This window comes from Mesorhizobium sp. WSM3862 (assembly GCF_002294985.1).
Classification (GTDB): domain Bacteria; phylum Pseudomonadota; class Alphaproteobacteria; order Rhizobiales; family Rhizobiaceae; genus Mesorhizobium.
The window spans coordinates 171,126-187,491 of the sequence record NZ_NSGE01000009.1 but is presented as its reverse complement, the minus strand read 5'-3'; the positions used below and the strand labels follow the sequence as shown (position 1 = coordinate 187,491).

At 64.7% G+C, this 16,366-nt stretch carries 15 protein-coding genes; 5 read left to right on the top strand and 10 right to left on the bottom strand.

Annotated features, from left to right (window positions below):
* Window positions 1-87 precede the first annotated feature (87 nt).
* A complete protein-coding gene (locus tag CK224_RS24890) occupies window positions 88-1,056 on the bottom strand; it encodes an AraC family transcriptional regulator (protein WP_095783571.1) in 969 nt (322 codons plus the stop codon).
* Window positions 1,057-1,192: 136 nt separating this feature from the next.
* Between CK224_RS24890 and CK224_RS24885 the strand changes: the two genes are divergently transcribed.
* A complete protein-coding gene (locus CK224_RS24885) occupies window positions 1,193-2,407 on the top strand; it encodes an MFS transporter (protein ID WP_095783570.1) in 1,215 nt (404 codons plus the stop codon).
* A gap of 59 nt (window positions 2,408-2,466) precedes the next feature.
* On the opposite strand, the gene CK224_RS24880 is transcribed toward CK224_RS24885, so the two are convergent.
* The gene (locus CK224_RS24880) at window positions 2,467-2,814 is read right to left on the bottom strand and encodes a GFA family protein (protein WP_095783569.1); all 348 of its coding nucleotides are present in this window, start codon (window positions 2,812-2,814) and stop codon (window positions 2,467-2,469) included.
* A gap of 113 nt (window positions 2,815-2,927) precedes the next feature.
* Between CK224_RS24880 and CK224_RS24875 the strand changes: the two genes are divergently transcribed.
* A complete protein-coding gene (locus CK224_RS24875; protein WP_095783568.1) occupies window positions 2,928-4,223 on the top strand; it encodes an amidase in 1,296 nt (431 codons plus the stop codon).
* Between the two features lie 19 nt (window positions 4,224-4,242).
* Here CK224_RS24875 and CK224_RS24870 read toward each other — a convergent pair whose 3' ends face one another.
* From CK224_RS24870 to CK224_RS24855, 4 genes are read right to left on the bottom strand one after another with little or no spacing between them, the layout of a single operon-like run.
* Window positions 4,243-5,220, bottom strand: a complete 978-nt coding sequence (locus CK224_RS24870) for a hydroxyacid dehydrogenase (protein ID WP_095783608.1) — start codon at window positions 5,218-5,220, stop codon at window positions 4,243-4,245.
* Window positions 5,221-5,225: 5 nt separating this feature from the next.
* Window positions 5,226-5,942, bottom strand: coding sequence for a FadR/GntR family transcriptional regulator (locus CK224_RS24865; protein WP_067318961.1), 717 nt, complete (start codon window positions 5,940-5,942; stop codon window positions 5,226-5,228).
* 2 nt (window positions 5,943-5,944) lie between these two features.
* On the bottom strand, window positions 5,945-7,114 hold the full coding sequence (locus tag CK224_RS24860) for a mandelate racemase/muconate lactonizing enzyme family protein (protein ID WP_095783567.1): 1,170 nt from the start codon (window positions 7,112-7,114) through the stop codon (window positions 5,945-5,947).
* 59 nt (window positions 7,115-7,173) lie between these two features.
* Window positions 7,174-8,061 carry a sugar phosphate isomerase/epimerase gene (locus tag CK224_RS24855; RefSeq protein ID WP_095783566.1) on the bottom strand — a complete coding sequence of 296 codons (888 nt, stop codon included), beginning with the start codon at window positions 8,059-8,061 and terminating at the stop codon, window positions 7,174-7,176.
* 400 nt (window positions 8,062-8,461) lie between these two features.
* Here CK224_RS24855 and CK224_RS24850 point away from each other — a divergent pair, with 400 nt between their 5' ends.
* The 3 genes from CK224_RS24850 to CK224_RS24840 all read left to right on the top strand — a co-directional run bounded on the left by CK224_RS24850 (window position 8,462) and on the right by CK224_RS24840 (window position 11,793).
* Window positions 8,462-9,517, top strand: a complete 1,056-nt coding sequence (locus CK224_RS24850; protein WP_095783607.1) for a sugar phosphate isomerase/epimerase — start codon at window positions 8,462-8,464, stop codon at window positions 9,515-9,517.
* Window positions 9,518-9,669: 152 nt separating this feature from the next.
* Entirely contained in the window at window positions 9,670-10,857 is a 1,188-nt protein-coding gene (locus tag CK224_RS24845) for a Gfo/Idh/MocA family oxidoreductase (protein WP_095783565.1), read from the top strand.
* A gap of 84 nt (window positions 10,858-10,941) precedes the next feature.
* Window positions 10,942-11,793 (top strand): sugar phosphate isomerase/epimerase, encoded by an 852-nt coding sequence (locus tag CK224_RS24840; RefSeq protein WP_095783564.1) that lies wholly within the window; start codon window positions 10,942-10,944, stop codon window positions 11,791-11,793.
* A 204-nt stretch (window positions 11,794-11,997) separates the two neighbouring features.
* Here CK224_RS24840 and phnE (CK224_RS24835) read toward each other — a convergent pair whose 3' ends face one another.
* The 4 genes from phnE (CK224_RS24835) to phnC all read right to left on the bottom strand — a co-directional run bounded on the left by phnE (CK224_RS24835) (window position 11,998) and on the right by phnC (window position 16,287).
* Entirely contained in the window at window positions 11,998-13,365 is a 1,368-nt protein-coding gene (phnE, locus tag CK224_RS24835; RefSeq protein ID WP_095783563.1) for a phosphonate ABC transporter, permease protein PhnE, read from the bottom strand.
* A 1-nt stretch (window position 13,366) separates the two neighbouring features.
* Entirely contained in the window at window positions 13,367-14,323 is a 957-nt protein-coding gene (gene phnE / locus CK224_RS24830) for a phosphonate ABC transporter, permease protein PhnE (RefSeq protein WP_095783606.1), read from the bottom strand.
* A gap of 55 nt (window positions 14,324-14,378) precedes the next feature.
* Window positions 14,379-15,287: a phosphonate ABC transporter substrate-binding protein gene (gene phnD / locus CK224_RS24825; protein ID WP_067004158.1), complete on the bottom strand. Its 909-nt coding sequence runs from the start codon at window positions 15,285-15,287 to the stop codon at window positions 14,379-14,381.
* Between the two features lie 142 nt (window positions 15,288-15,429).
* Window positions 15,430-16,287 carry a phosphonate ABC transporter ATP-binding protein gene (gene phnC, locus CK224_RS24820; RefSeq protein WP_095780111.1) on the bottom strand — a complete coding sequence of 286 codons (858 nt, stop codon included), beginning with the start codon at window positions 16,285-16,287 and terminating at the stop codon, window positions 15,430-15,432.
* Window positions 16,288-16,366: the final 79 nt, after the last annotated feature.

Below are 16,366 nucleotides of genomic sequence, written 5' to 3'. Positions count from 1 at the left end.
GCTTAGGCAATCCCTGTCGGTGAAGAATGACGCGTCGTCCAAAAGACTTGGCAATTCCTCCAGCGTGGCAGCGACCTGAACGCCCTGTCAGAATGGCTCGCCGCCGCCGCCGTTGCGCAGATGGCTCGGCGCGACACCCATCACCCGCTTGAAGGCGCGGCTGAAGGAAGCTTCCGAATCGTAGGCCAGTTTCGCCGCCACGACAGACACCCGCAGCCCGTCGCGGGCGAGCCATTGCCGTGCCTGATGCATGCGCACGCGCAGCACATATTTGGCCGGCGTCTCGCCGACCACGGTGGCGAAGCGCTGCGCGAAGGCGGAGCGAGACGCGCCCATCAATCGGGCCAGGGCCGCCACCGTCCAATCGCGGTCGGGCTGCAGATGAATAGCGGCGAGCACCTTGCCGACGTCGGGATTGCGGACCGCGGCGATCCATCCGGTCGCGTCGCCGCAGCCGTTCTCTACCCAGGAGCGGATGATTGTGGCGGCGAGCACGTCAGCCAAGCGGGCGAGAATGCCGCCGGAGCCGACCCGGTCCATCGTCACCTCGCCGGCCATCGCATCGAGCAGATGCTGGATGCCCGGGGCGTTCGCCATCAGCTTATGCGCTTGCATCAGGTCGGGCATCATGTCGAGCAGCGGATGCGAGCCGTCGAGATTGAAATGCATGCTGCCGCAAAACAGCAAGGTCTTGCAGCCGTCGCAGCCGTTGGAGACGTCATAGATGTTCTCGCAGACCGGCTCGATCGTGTAGCGGCCGATCGGCACGGGCGGAACGCCCGGCGCGCTCGCCAGCACATGCTCGCCGCCACGCGGGATCAAGAGCGCGTCGCCGACCGAGAGCTCGATCCATTCCTTGGCCGGCGAGAATAGCCAGCAGCCCTGCTGGCCGATGAAATGGAACCGCGCCGCCTTCTGCGCGGGGAAGGAAACGGCCCACGGTTCGCCCAGCACGCAGCGGCCATAGTCGACGCCGTCGAGCCGCAATCCGCGCAGCATGTCGGTCAGCGGATCGCCGGAGGCCGGGAATGTGGTTTTGGACGAATTGTAATTCATTCCGGCGTTTCTAGCATGGAAACTCCAGCCGGTCACTCCCTATGTTGCACTGCAGCGTCGCGCGCCGGGCGTGTAACGGGTGGATCCCGAACTGGCGGTCTCAAGTGGCGCCGCAAAACAGATCGGAGATTTTCCCATGACCGAACCCGCCACAGGCGTCATCGATGCCGCCGTTCTCGATAGAACCGAAGCCGAGGAGCGAAGCGAGCCTGTATGGGGCGCGGTGGTCTCGCTGGCGCTCGGCGTGTTTGGCTTGGTGACAGCCGAATTTCTGCCCGCCAGCCTGCTGACGCGGCTGGCGCAGGATCTCGGCGTCAGCGAAGGCGCCGCCGGCCAGGCCGTGACGGCGACGGCCGTCGTCGGCGCGATCGCAGCACCCACGATGGCCATCGTCACCAAGCGGCTGGACCGCAGGCTGGTCATGTGGCTGCTCACCGTGCTTCTGATCGTCTCCAACCTGCTTGCCGCCTTCGCCTCCTCGCTCACGATGCTGCTTCTGGCCCGCGTGGTCCTGGGCGTCGCGCTGGGCGGCTTCTGGTCGATGTCGGCCGCCATGGCGATGCGGCTGGTGCCGATGCGGCTGATGCCGCGCGCCATGTCGATCATCCTGACCGGCGTATCGGTGGCGACCGTCACCGCGGCGCCGGTCGGCGCCTATGTCGGCGACATCTGGGGCTGGCGCACGGCCTTCATGATCGCGGCGGTCGTCGGCGCGCTGACGCTGCTCGTACAGCTTGCCACCATCCCCAGCCTGCCGCCGACGGCCGTGGCGAGCTTTCGCACGCTGATCGAGGTACTGAAGCGGCGGACGATCCGCATCGCCCTGCTGGTCGTGCTGCTCGTCGCCTCGGGACAGTTTGCCGGCTTCACCTATGTGCGGCCATTCCTGGAGACGGTGCCGGTCATGCCGATCGAGACCATCTCGCTGGTGCTGCTCGCCTATGGCATCGGCGGCTTCTTCGGCAATTTCGCCGGCGCCTTCCTGGCCGAGCGCAATCTGAAGCTTGCGGTCGGATTGGCGCCGCTGCTGATCGCGCTGTCGGCGCTTGCCATGCTCACCATCGGCGCTTCACCGGTGATTGCAGCGATCGCAGTTGCAGCATGGGGCTTTGCCTTCGGCGCGGTGCCGGTCGGGCTGCAGACTTGGCTGGTGCGCGCCGCTCCCGACCAGGCCGAGAGCGCCGGCGGCCTGATGGTCGCGACGTTCCAGGTGGCGATCGCGCTGGGCGCAGTCTTCGGCGGCCTGCTGGTCGACCATGCCGGCGTCGCCAGCGCATTCGGCTACGGTGCCATGGCAACGCTGCTCGCGGCGCTGGTGACTTTCGCCGTCGGGCCGAAACAGGTTGATTAACCTTGGGCCGACAAGCCAGCCGGTACGGCCGGCTTGTCGGCAGAGCGATGCAGTCTGGACTAAGCCGAGCGGCCGTCGAACTCGAATACCTCGATGGCGGCGTGATCGATGCCGTCGAGGCAATTGATGTTGATGTAGGCGCTGCGCTCGCTGCCTTGCCTGACATCCTCGGCGAAGGGATGGATGCCGCAAGTCCGGCAGAAGCGATGCGCGATCAAGCCCTTGCCGAAGGTATATTTGCCGAGGTCGTCGGCCCAGGCAACCAGGCGCATGCTGGCGTGCGGCACGGCCCAAAGCAGCGCTCCCTTGCGCGCGCAGATCGAGCAGTTGCAGCGCACGGCGCCGCCGAGCTCGCCTGCGACCTCGAAAGCCACCTTGCCGCAGTGGCAACTGCCTTTGTACAGCATCAGTCTCTTTCCTATCGCTGGCAGGTGCAAAGGCACCCTTGCCGGGTTATCCATCCGCTAGCCAAATCGGCTGCCTTAAAAGACGTTGCATCCTTGCGGAGTCCGACATCGACATGCAATCCGTGCGCGACCGTCTCGAAATGATCCTGTCACGTCTTGCCAATCGCGCGGCTGACGAAAAGGTCTACGTCAAGCTATATACCCAAGCGGCGCTCGCCGCAGCGGATGCAGCCGACGCGCGGCAAAGAGCCGGCGTCTGCCTCGGGCCGCTCGATGGCGTGGTCGTGTCGATCAAGGATCTGTTCGATGTCGCCGGCGAGCCGACCCGGGCAGGCTCGCTGATGCTCGCCGGTGCTCAGCCCGCCGCGCAGGACGCGGCGATCGTACGCCGGCTGCGCCAGGCGGGCGCGGTGATCCTCGGCAAGACCAACATGACCGAATTCGCCTTCACCGCGATCGGCGACAACCTGCACTACGGCACACCGGGCAATGCGGCGGATGCCAGCCTGATCCCGGGCGGTTCTTCATCCGGCGCCGGCGTTGCGGTAGGCGAAGGCAGCAGCCAGATCTCGATCGGCTCGGACACGGGCGGCTCGGTGCGCATCCCGGCCTCGCTCAACGGCGTCGTCGGCTTCAAGCCGACGGCCCGGCGCGTGTCCTTGGACGGCGCGTTTCCCTTGTCGGCGACACTGGATTCGATCGGTCCGCTCGCCCGCAGCGTCGCTGATTGCGCGGTTGCCGACGCGATCATGGCGGGGGAGGAGCCGGTTCCCCTCCAGCCGATCCCGCTCGCCGGTCTGCGCATCGGCGTTCCGCGCGGCCGGCTGTTCGACGACACGCTAGCCGAGGTCGCCGCGGCCTTTGAGGCCTGCACCGGCCAAATGGAGCGGGCAGGCGCACGCGTCGCCGATCTGTCGATCGATGACCTTATCGGCGGGATGCGCGCGGCGACCGTGCGCGCCTCGATCGCGTCGATGGAGGGTGCGGAGGTGCATGCCGACTGGCTGGCGACCGGCGCCTCGGTGCCCGTGGACCCACATGTCAGCGGGCCTTTGTCGCGCGCGCTGACGGTTCCCGCTTCCGCCTATATCAGGACAATCCGTCGCCGGGCGGAACTGGTCGCGGCCATGACGGAACGGCTGCAAGCGGTCGACGCGCTTGCTCTGCCGACCGTGCCGATGGTCGCGCCGTCGATCGCGGCGATGGCCGGCGACGAAGCGCTACGCGACAGGACGGAAGGCTTGCTCCTGCGCAACACGCAGGTCCCCAACCAGTTCGATCTCTGTGCGATCTCGCTGCCGATGCCGGGCACGAAGCTGCCGGCTGGGCTGATGCTGGTGGCGAGGCATGGGCACGACCGACGTCTGCTCGGAATTGCTGCCGCGGTGGAGGCTTTGCTGAGCGGTTGAGGTGGTGGCTGCGGCGCAATCAGTCGGCCGGAAAGCGCCGGCGGTAACGCTCGATCACTTCCGGGTTCCGCAGGTTGACCGGCAGCTTGTCGGCAAGCACCAGCAAGGCCTCGTTCGCAGCGCCGACGCCCATGCGCATCATCGATTCCTCGGTGATGCCGGCCATATGCGGAGTGATGATGACGTTGTCGAAGCTGAAATAGGGATGGCTCGGCGGCAGCGGCTGGGTCGCAAAGACGTCGAGCGCCGCACCGCCGATACGGCCTTTTCGCAGCGCTTCAATCAGCGCCTCGTCATCGACCACCGGCCCGCGCGAGACATTGATCAACAGCGCATTGGGCTTCATGCGGGCGATGCGCTCGCGGCTGATCAGGCCGCGCGTCTCCTCGGTCAGCGGGCAGCAGAGCACGATGATGTCGCTCTGCTCGACCAGCGCGTCTATCGACAGGAAACCGACGCGCTCGGGCGCCGGGCGCAGGCTGCGCGTCGTCGCCACGACCTTGAGGTCGAAGCCGTGCGCGGCGATGTGGCCGACGGCCTGGCCGACGGCGCCGAGGCCGACAATGCCGATCGTCTTGCCGGCGAGCTCGCTGGTCGAATTGGCGTGCTCGCGCCCGGCGAGCCAGCCCTTGGCGCGCAGGTCGCGATCCATCATGCGGAAGCGCCTGAGCAGCGCGAGCGCCGTGAACATTACATGTTCGGCCACCGAGCGGGCATTGACGGCCGGCACGTTCGCCACTAGGACGCCGGCGGCGGTGGCCGCCTCGACCGGGATCATGTCCAGCCCCGCGCCATGGCGGATCGCAGCGCGCAGCAGGGACGCGCCTGCGAACAGCTCCGGCGGCAGCGGCGCTCGGACGATGACGATGTCGGCGTCGTTCGCCTCGACAGCCAGTGTTTTTGCATCGAGCGCGGACGCGACGACCAGCCGGCCGGCTCCCGCCAGCATGCTTGTCGCGCGCGGATGGAGCGGGTGCGTCGACAGGATCTTGCGCATGAAGCTCAAGCCCTTTCGAGCGCCGCGCTCTTCGGCTCGGTCCAGCGACCTTCGATGATCCCCTTCCAGTAGCTCTCGGCCCCTTGCAGGTGCGCACTCATCAGCGCCTGGGCGAGGTTGCCGTCGCGGCGCAACAGCGCCTCGTAGATCTGGATGTGTTCGGCATGCGAGCGCATGCTGCGCTCCAGATCGTTGAAATAGATCGGCAGGCGCTGCTCGCCCATCAGGTAGTAGACGCTGCAGATGTTGTGGAAGACGCCGTTCTTGGTCGCTCGCACGATCTCGAGGTGGAACTCGCGGTCTTCCTTGGCGAGGCCTTCGCCGGCGGCGATGCGCTCCTCGGAAGCCTTCAGGATCTCGCGCAGCCGCTCGAAATTCTCCTCGGTGGCGCGTGAGCAGGCAAGCTCGGCCGCCTTGATCTCGTGGATCTTGCGCAGCTCGACGGTCTCGTAGATCTGCACCGGATCGAGCGGCAGGCCCGCGCGGGCGAAAAGCGCTAACGCTTCCACGCTCGCCTGCTTGGTATCGATATAGATGCCGGACTTGGCGCGGCGCTCGACGATGCGCATCGCTTCGAGGATGGCAAGCGCCTCGCGGATCTGGCCGCGGCTGACGGCGAAATGCTCCGCCAGCTCGCGCTCCGACGGCGTGCGGCCCGACTCCTTGTCCGAGTTGGAGAACAGATAGGCGGCGAGTTCCGCAAGAAGGTTCTTTTCTTTCATCGTCAAATGCGTAGCGCGTGCGCCTCCAGGAATCGCTCCGAAACGGTGAAACCCAATCCGGGCTTTTCAGGGATCGCTATCATACCGTCCGTTGCTTCGACAGTCTCCTCGACGAGATCGTGGATCATCGGATTGGCGCCCAGCGAATACTCGACGATGAAGGTCGCGGGGGAAGCCGCGCAGACATGCAGTCCGGCGAAGAAGCAGGGCGCGCCGGCCCACAGATGCGGCGCGAAGCGCAGGTTAAAGGCGCTGGCGATGGTGCCGATCTTCATCGCCTCGCTGATGCCGCCGCAGAAGGCGGGATCAGGCTGGAAGATGTCGGCCGATTTCAACACGGCCAGATCGCGGAAGGCGTAGCGCGTCGCCTCGCTCTCGCCGGTGGCGATCGGGGTCGAACCGGACGCGCGCACCTCGGCCATACCGGACTTGTCGTCGGCGATCACCGGCTCCTCGAACCAGGCCAGATCGAGATCGGCGGTGAGGCTGATGAAGCGCTTGGCCTCGGCGACGGTGTAGGTGCCGTGCGCGTCCACCATAAGTTCGACATCGGGACCGATCGCTTCCCTGGCGGCGCGGACGCGCGCGGCCGAGATATGCGGCGCGCCGTCCATGGCGCCGATGCGCATCTTCAGCGCCTTGAAACCGCCTTTGGCGATATAGGATTTGAGCTGGTCGCCGATGGTATCGGCTGGCGCCCAGCCGCCCGAGGCATAGGCCTGCATGCGCTCGACCTTGCGGCCGCCGAGCAGCCGCCAGACCGGCTGCCCCAGTGACTTGCCGAGGATGTCCCAAAGCGCGATGTCGACGGCGCTGATCGCCGCCACGCTCATGCCGCGCCGCGCCAGCTGGGGCATGGCATGGCCGGCATGGGCCGCCGTGTGGTGTCGCACGCCGTTGTAGAGCATCTCCCAGATGATACCGATATCGGCCGGATCGCGGCCGATGAGCTGCGGCGCAATTTCGTGATTCAGCATGTGGACCAGCGCGCCGTAGCTGCCGGCGCTGCCGGCGGCGTTCTTGCCCTCGCCCCAGCCGACCAGGCCGTCGTCGGTCTCGACGCGCAGGATGGCGGCGTCGAACGTCGTCACCTGACCGAAGTCGCTGCGATGCTGCTTTGCGACTTCGATCGGTATGCGAACCCACCAGGCCTGGACGCTTTTTATACGCATCTTGATCCCCGGACCCGCCGCCCGGCCAGGACGGTAGGGCTAAGCTCAAATCGGACCCTCTACTTGATCAGCGGCAGCAGCGTTTCGGCGGTGATGCGCATCTGATCGGTGTAGAACTTCTCGGTGAGCACGCTGGAGCCGTGATCCTGGATGAATTTGAGCTGCTCGGGCGAGATGTCGACCGGGTTGCGCTCCACCATCTCCGGATAAGGGGCGGCCGGCGTGCGGTCGACCGGGGCGACGAACTCGTTGGTCAGCGCGCCGTCATAGCCGATCTCCTTCAGCGTGCCGACGATCCTCGGCCAGTCGATCTGGCCAAGACCCGCGGCGAAGCGGTTGTTGTCGGCGACATGGAAGTCGTAGAGGCGCTTGCCGACCTGGCGGATGGCGTCGTAGACGTTAAATTCCTCCATATGGATGTGGTAGGCGTCGAGGCAGACGCCGCATTCCGGGCTCACCGCATCCGCGAGCGCGAGCGCCTGCGCACCACGATTGAAGAGGTAGGTCTCGAAACGGTTGAGCGGCTCGACGGCGATCTTGACGCCGACCTTCTTGGCATGCGCGAAGCATTCGCGCGTGGCGTCCACCACCCAGCCCCACTCTTCCGCCTCGGTGCCGTCGGGCACCACCTTGCCGACGGTGGCGGGAACCAGCGTGATGATCTCGCCGTCAAGCTCGCTCACCATGGTCAGCACGTCCTTGACATATTGCACCGATCGCTCGCGCTGGCCCTGGTTCTTGGCGGCAAGGTTGCGTTCGCCCAGCATCAGCGTCACCGAACCCCAGCAACGTATGCCGTGCTCCTTCAGGAGCGCGCGCGTTTCCTTGGTCTTGTACTGCTCGGGCTCGCCGGAAATCTCGATCGACTCATAGCCGAACTTCTTGATGCGCTTCAGCGTCACCTCCAGCGGCTCCGCCCGCATCCAGTTGTGCGTCGAAAGGTGCATGGTCTATCCTTCCCAGAATTCGCCTGTCACGTTTTTCGCGGCGTTCTCCACCGAGCCCGTCGCATGATCTCCTCCCCACGGCGTTCCAGTGTTTTTTCTCGAAACTGGTTCGACCAATTGGGCCTGACAGAACCTCTACAGCAAATTCACAGGCACGGCAAGGAGACCGCCTATTGGGCTCAATTTATCAGTCAATGCTTTGATTTGAATAGATTAAGCTGCCTTTCGGCAATCGTGCGGATCGCATTCCAACTGTTTCTGGCCGCTTGACCAAACAGCCGTATTTGGTAATACCAGAATGCCGCTGCTTGTCGGCGCCGAGACGAACGGTCGAAGAGGCTAGCCCTCGCTTCAATCGGCGCTATGCTTGGTCCATGAAAACGAGAGAGGGAGGATGCCGATGCCGACGACGATGAAGGGGCCCGGCCTGTTTCTGGCGCAGTTCGCGGGCGACGCCGCGCCGTTCAATTCGCTGGCTTCGATCACCAAATGGGCGGCCGGGCTCGGCTACAAAGGCGTACAGATCCCGACCTGGGACGGACGCCTGTTCGACCTGAAAAAGGCGGCGTCATCGAAAAACTATTGCGACGAGGTGAAGGGCATCTGCACTGAAGCCGGCGTCGAGATTACCGAGCTGTCGACGCACCTGCAGGGGCAGTTGGTCGCGGTGCATCCAGCTTACGACGCGCAGTTCGACGGGTTTGCGCCGCCGGAGGTGCACAACAATCCGAAGGCCCGGCAGAAATGGGCGGTCGAGCAGATGGAATTCGGCGCCAGGGCATCGAAGAATCTCGGCCTCAAGGCGTCGGTAAGCTTCAGCGGCGCGCTCGCCTTCCCGTACCTCTATCCGTGGCCACAGCGGCCGCCTGGGCTGATCGAGGAGGCGTTTGCCGAGCTTGGCAAGCGCTGGAAGCCGATCCTCGACGTCTATGATGAGAACGGCGTCGATATCGGCTACGAGATCCATCCAGGCGAGGACGTGTTCGACGGCGCGACCTTCGAGATGTTCCTCGACGCGGTCGGCGGCCACAAGCGCTGCAACATCAATTACGACCCGTCGCACTTCCTTTTGCAGCAGCTCGACTATCTCGAGTTCATCGACATCTACCACGAGCGGATCAAGGCCTTCCACGTCAAGGATGCCGAGTTCAACCCGACGGGGCGGCAAGGCGTCTATTCGGGCTATCAGGGCTGGGTGAACCGTGCCGGGCGTTTCCGCTCCCTCGGCGACGGGCAGGTCGATTTCAGCGGCATCTTCTCCAAGCTCACCCAGTACAACTACGATTCCTGGGCGGTGCTGGAATGGGAATGCTGCCTCAAGCATCCCGAGGACGGCGCGGCCGAAGGCGCACCCTTCATCCAGCATCATATCATCCGGGTCACCGAAAGGGCCTTTGATGATTTCGCCGGCGGCACCAGCGACAAGAAGCTGCTGCGCGCGATGATGGGGATTTAGCACCTTTATCCTCCCCTCGAGGGGAGAGTGGCCCAAAGGGCCGGGCTGGGTCGGTTCATGCCGAGATCCACGCCCGGCGACCCCACCCGATCCGCTGTGCGGATCGACCTCCCCTCAAGGGGGAGCTAACCAACATGAGGGAGAACGAAAGCATGGTCGGCGCATCGAAATCGGAAACGGGAGGCGGCCCGATCCGCTACGGCATGGTCGGCGGCGGGCAGGGCGCTTTCATCGGCGCGGTGCACCGGATTGCGGCGCGCATGGACAACGACTTCGTGCTGGTGGCCGGCGCGCTGTCGTCGGACCCGGCGCGCGCGAAGGCCTCGGCCGAAGAACTCGGGCTCGATCCGTCACGCAGCTACGGCTCCTATGCCGAGATGGCCAAGGCCGAAGCCAAACGCCCGGACGGCATCGAGGCAGTGGCGATCGTCACGCCCAACAATGTGCATGTGCCGGCGGCCAAAGCCTTCCTGGAGGCGGGTATCCACGTCATTTGCGACAAGCCGCTCGCGAGCTCGCTCGCCGAGGCGAAGAAGCTTGCCGCGCTGGTCGAGAAGGCTGGAAAGGTGTTCGTGCTCACCCACAACTACACAGCCTATCCGATGGTGCGGCAGGCGCGCGAGATGGTGGCCAAGGGTATGCTCGGCGACATCCGCATCGTGCAGTCGGAATATCCGCAGGACTGGCTGACCGAAGACCTAGCCGCGACCGGTCAGAAGCAGGCCTCATGGCGCTCCGACCCCAAGCAGGCCGGCGCCGGCGGCGCGCTCGGCGACATTGGCACGCACGCCTACAACCTCGCCCGCTTCGTCTCGGGGCTGGAGCTCGATTCCCTTTCGGCCGACCTCGACGCCTTCGTGCCGGGACGCCAGCTCGACGACAATGTCAATGTGCTGTTGCGCTTCAAGCCGGTTGGCAACAAGCATCCGGCCAAGGGCATGATCTGGGCGAGCCAGGTGGCGCCCGGCCACGAGAACGGGCTGAAGCTGCGGATCTACGGCTCGAAGGGCGGGCTCGAATGGGTCCAGGCCGACCCGAACTATCTTTGGTACACGCCCTTCGGCCAGCCGAAGCAGTTGCTGACCCGGGCGGGCGCCGGCGCGATGCCGGTAGCGGCGCGCGTCAGCCGCGTGCCCTCCGGCCATCCGGAGGGCTATCTCGAAGGTTTTGCCAATATCTACCAGGAGGCGGCCCGCGCCATCCGCGCGGCGCGCAAAAAGGGCGCCAAGCTTGCCAAGGATGTCGCCTTCCCGACGATCGCGGACGGCGTCGAAGGCATGGCCTTCATAGAGGCGTGCGTGAAGTCGTCGAAGAAGAACGGGGCGTGGACGAGGCTATAAAGGCGGGCTCGGCGACGGCACGGGCCGGATGAGGGGGATTGTGACCCGCTAGCGCAAGTGGTTGGCCGCAGAGGAGGGGTGTCGATGAAAATCGGCATGTGCATGTTCTTGTGGACGACGAGCGTCTCGAAAAAGCACGAGGCGCTGCTGAAGGACATCAAGGCAACCGGCTTCGACGGCGTCGAGATACCGGTCTTCGCGGGCGAACCGGATGACTACAAGAAGCTCGGCGAGATGCTCGATCGTATCGGACTGGAGCGCACCGCGGTCTCGGCGATGGGCGACCCGGCGATGAACCTGATCTCTGCGGATACCGCGACGCGCAAGGCCGGCATCGATTACATGAAATGGGCGATCGACTGCAGCGCGGCGCTCGGCGCGGACAGGCTGAGCGGGCCGCTGCATTCCACGCTGGGCGCCTTTTCCGGCAGCGGGCCGACAGCGGCCGAGAAGAAGCGCTCGGTCGCCTCGCAGCGGGCCATTGGCGATCATGCCGGCAAGAGGGACGTCACCATCGGGCTCGAAGCGCTGAACCGCTTCGAATGCTATCTGGTCAACACGATGGACGACCTTTCCGAGCATGTCGACGCGATCGACCGCCCGCACATCAAGGCGATGTTCGACACCTTTCACGCCAATATCGAGGAGGTCGATCCGATCGGCGCCTATACGCGCAATCGCCGGAACGTCGTCCACATCCACATCTCGGAAAACGACCGCGGCGTGCCGGGGCGGGGTAATATTCCCTGGAAGGAAACCTTCGCCGCGATCCGCAAGAGCGGCTATGACGACTGGCTGACCATCGAATCCTTCGGGCGGTCGCTGAAGGACCTGGCTGCGGCGACCAAGGTTTGGCGGGATTTTGCGGAGAGCCCGGAGGCGGTTTATCGCGATGGGTATAGGCATGTCAGGGATGGGTGGAAGAAGGCGGCTTAGGTGCCTCTCTCTTCGTCATCCACGGGCGGAGCGGGAGCGAAGCGGACGCGGAGACCCGAGGATCCATTCCGTGACGTCGACGCGGCGCAGCGATGCAGAATTCTGCACCGCTGTATTCTACGGCTCAGGTAACGGAATGGATCCTCGGGTCTGCGCCGCGTCGCTTCGCTCCTTGCTCCGCCCGTGGATGACGAAGGCGCGAAATTACCCCTGCTCAGCCTGCAACCTGTTGTAGTCATGCAGTGTGCGGCTGAGCCTCCGGCGCAGGAAGTTCGAGATGTTGTCGAAGATGAAGACGACGGCCAGCGTCAGCAGCACCATGTAGAAGACGTTGGCCCAGTTGGAATTGGTGCGCATCGCTTCCCACAGCTTCAGGCCGATGCCGCCGGCGCCGACGGCGCCGATGATGGTGGCGCCGCGGGTGTTGGATTCCCACTGGTAGAGCGTCTGGCTGATGAAGACCGGCACCACTTCCGGCAGCACGCCGTAGCGCTGCACCAAGAGACCATTGGCGCCGGTCGACTGCACGCCCTCGCGCGGCTTGTCGTCGATGTTCTCCAGCGCTTCGGAATAGGTTTTGCCCAATGTGCCGATCTCGGTGAAGAAGATCGCGGCGCTGCCGGCGAGCGGACCGGGTCCGAAGGCGCGGGTGAAGAACAGCGCCCAGATCAGCATGTCGACCGAGCGCATGAAATCGAAGAACCGCTTCAGCACCTGGCTGAGCAAGCCGCTCGGCGTAATGTTGCGGGCGGCGAAGAAGGAGAGCGGGAAGGCGACGATGCCGCCGAGCAGCGTCCCCAAAAACGCCATGACGATGGTCTGCAGCAGCTTCGTCCAGACGTCGCCATGCTGCCACTGCGCGTTGTTCCAGATGTTGTCGGCGGCCAAGGCAAGGTTCGATGTGCCGGGCTTAAGCTCCGGTCCCGAGATGATCAGCGAGAACACCTCGCCGGCCGATTTGCCGAAGAAGGGCGAGCGCGTGTCGAAGACGAAGTTCGCCCAGCCGAGGAAGCGCTTGCGCACCTTGACGCGGTCGACGGTGACGCGCACCTCGCCGACGAAGCCCAGCTTGGCGACGATTTCGTCATCATGGACGGTGACCCAGTCCGGCACCGGGCCAGTCACCACCGGCTTGCCGCCGGTGAGCGAGATTGGAATGGTCTCGCCATATGCGACGATCGTCGCCCTGGCCTTGTCGAAGGTGACGGATTTGGCCTCGCCGTCGATCTGCACGGTGTAGGTGCCATCGGGATTCCTGATCACCCAATCCGGATTGGGATGTTCGCCCAGCGCCGAAAAGCGCGGATATTTGGGGGTGATTTCCGGCTGGTCGAGGCGGAATTCCGGTTGCAGGTCGTAGCTGATCCATTGCGACAGGAAGAGCGGCAGGCGCTCCCAGTGGGACTCGCGCAGCACCTGCGGCAGGCTGAAGAACCACAGGGCATAGGCGAGATAAAGCGCGGTGCCGGCGATGAGGAGCAGCGGCCAGAAGCGCTTGTACAGAGGCCGCCGGAATACCTGCGGGAAGCGTTCCTCGATCGCACTGATTTCGTCGACTGTCATCGTTGCCATGTCAGGCGCTCATCGGGAAGGCTTGCTCACCAACCAGCTTGCGGCGCAGCCAGGCGGAGAACTGGTCGACGAGGAAGATGGTGACGAAGAGCAGCAGCACCAGCGCCAGCGTCTTGGCGCCGAAGCCGCGCGAGATTGAAAGCTTCAGCTCCTCGCCGATGCCGCCGCCACCGACCGCGCCCATGATGGTCGAGATGCGAACATTGATCTCGATTCTGAGCAGCGTGTAGGACATGAAGTTGGGCAGGACCTGCGGCAGGTCGGCGAAGCGCACCCGCTCGATCCAGTTGGCGCCGACCGCGCGCAGGCCCTCTTCGGGGCGCATGTCGATGTTCTCGTTGATCTCGTAGAACAGCTTGCCCAACGCGCCGATCGAATGCAGGCCGATGGCGATGATGGCGGCGACCGGGCCGATCGAGACGATGGCCGCGAACAGGCCGGCAATGACGATCTCCGGAAAGGCGCGCAGCAATTCCATCAGACGCTTGACCACCAGCCGCAGGATCGGGCTCGGCGTCAGGTTGCGCGCGGCGATGAAGGAGAAGGGAACCGCGAAGACGAAGCCGATGAAGGTCGAGACCAGCGCCACGTTGACGGTGGTCAGCATCAGCTCGAAATATTCGGGGATGTAGAAGCCGCCCCAGATATAGACGCGGCCGAGCGGGAAGTTGAATTCCTGCGTGCCCTTGTCATGCGGCGAGGCGATGTCGAACAGCGCCCGCCAGACGTCGTTCCAGTCCTTCGGGATCAGCCAGCTCAGGAAGTCGAGGATGTGCGGCAGCCGCTCGAAGAAATGGCCCGCATTGGCTTCATCGGCAAACCACATTGTCGCACACATGGCGACCAGCAGCAGGCCGACGCCGAGCGCGGTGTAGAAGCGGCGAAGCGAAGTCTGGCGCCGCCAGGCATCGGCCTGTTGCCTTGTCGCTTCGGAGTGGATCGTCGCCGAGGTTGTCATGATTGGAGCATGCAAAAGGGCGGCGCTTCAACACGCCGCCCTTTTCCTGATGCCGTCAGCCACCGATGGCGGCTTTGCGGGCTTCGATGATGACGTTGTAGAAGTCAGGCTTGACCGGCACGTAGCCTGTGAAGTCGCCGCCCTCGACGCCTTCGAAGCAAGGCTTGTCCTTGGTCGGCAGCTGGGTGAAGAAGTCGGCGAGCTTGGCGGTCATCTCAGTGCCGAGCGCGGTGCGCACGACCAGCGGACCGTTCGGGATCAGGCCCGAGCGCCACACTTCCACGAAGTCGTTCGGGTCGACGGCGCCCTTGGCGACTTCCTTGTGGAAGGTGCCGGAGGTGTAGCCGTTCTTGAAATCGCCGATGCCCGAAGAATCGTCCACCGCCACATCGACCTTCCCGTCACGGACGGCGAGGATGTTGTTCTCATGGCCGCCGTTGAACTGGGTCGAGGCGAAGTAGGTCTCGTTGGAGGCGCCGGTGTCCTTCGGAATCTGGGTCAGCGGGATCAGATAGCCCGAGGTCGAATCCGGGTCGGCATAGCCGAGCTTCTTGCCCTTGGCCGACTTGATGTCGGTGATGCCGGAAGTCTTCAGCGCCAGGCCGATCGAATAGTAACCGGTCGAGCCGTCGGTCTGCTTGGTGGTGAGGATCGGAGTGACGGCGTTCGGATCCTTGAGATAGACGCTGGCGTAGCCGGACGCGCCGAGCTCGGCGAAGTCGAGCGTGCCGCCGAGCAGGCCCTGGATGACGCCGTCATAGTCGGCGGCCGGGAACAGCGACACCTTCTCGAAGCCGAACTCGGCCTTCAGGTGGTCGGCAAGGCACTGGTAGTTGCGCAGGCGGTCGGTTTCGTTCTCGCCGCCGAGGATACCGACGCGGAACTCCTTGATGTCGGCGGCATGCGCTGCGCTTGCGGCCATGGCCAGTATCGACACGGCGCCAAAAACCATTTTCCTGAACATTTGACCTCTCTCCTGTTTTTGCCGGCTTCGCGCCGGCAGCGTTCGAATTTTTGAGTTCAGCCTTTGACGCGGGCGGGCGATCCAGGTTGCTCTTGCCGAAATCCAAAATCTGCCCGGAACCGCTTCGGCCGGGGCGCTGGACTCAGTAGCCGGGGAAGGCTGGTTCGAGCGGGCCGGCGGATGCGGTGATCTTCGGCTTGATGCTGACGCTGGTCGACGTGATGGCCTCGGAAATCTCGACGCCGTTGGCATCGGCGCCGTAGACGGTGCGCACGGCGTCGCGGTCGAGGTCCTCGGGCGCGCCGTCGAAGACGACCTTGCCGGCGGCCATGCCGATGATGCGGTTGCAGTAGGCGCGGGCGGTGTCCAGCGTGTGCAGGTTGGTGACGACGGTGATGCCTTCGCGCAAATTGATGTCGCGCAGCGAATCCATCACCACCTTGGCGTTCAGCGGATCAAGCGAGGCGATCGGCTCGTCGGCCAAAAGCACCTTCGGCTGCTGCATCATGGCGCGCGCGATGGCCACGCGCTGCTGCTGGCCGCCGGAGAGCGTGCCCGCCGGCTGCAGCGCAGTGCGGGCGATGTCGAGGCGCTCGAGCGCGGCGACCGCCTCGGCGCATTCGGTGCGCGAGAACATGCCGAGCAGGTTGGACAGCGTGGAGCGGTGGTTGAGGCGGCCGAGCAGCACGTTGGTGAGCACATCGAGGCGCGGCACCAGGTTGAACTGCTGGAAGATCATGGCGCAGTCGCGCTGCCAGCGGCGCAGCGGCGAGCCCTGCAGGCGCGAGACCTCGGCGCCATCGAAAAAAATCGATCCCTGGCTGGGATCGATCAGACGGTTGATCATGCGCAACAACGTCGACTTGCCGGCGCCGGAACGGCCGATGATGCCGACCATCTGGCCCTGCGGGATCGAGACGTTGATATCGCTGACGGCGGTGTTCTTGCCAAATCGTCGGGTTATGCCGCGGATTTCCAGCGTGGCCGATGATGCCGACATACCAAAGCTCCAGTCCGTCGCGGTTTTGCAGGTCTGTTAACCCTCGCTAGCGCAGGCCGATGAAGCTGGGGTGTCGGAT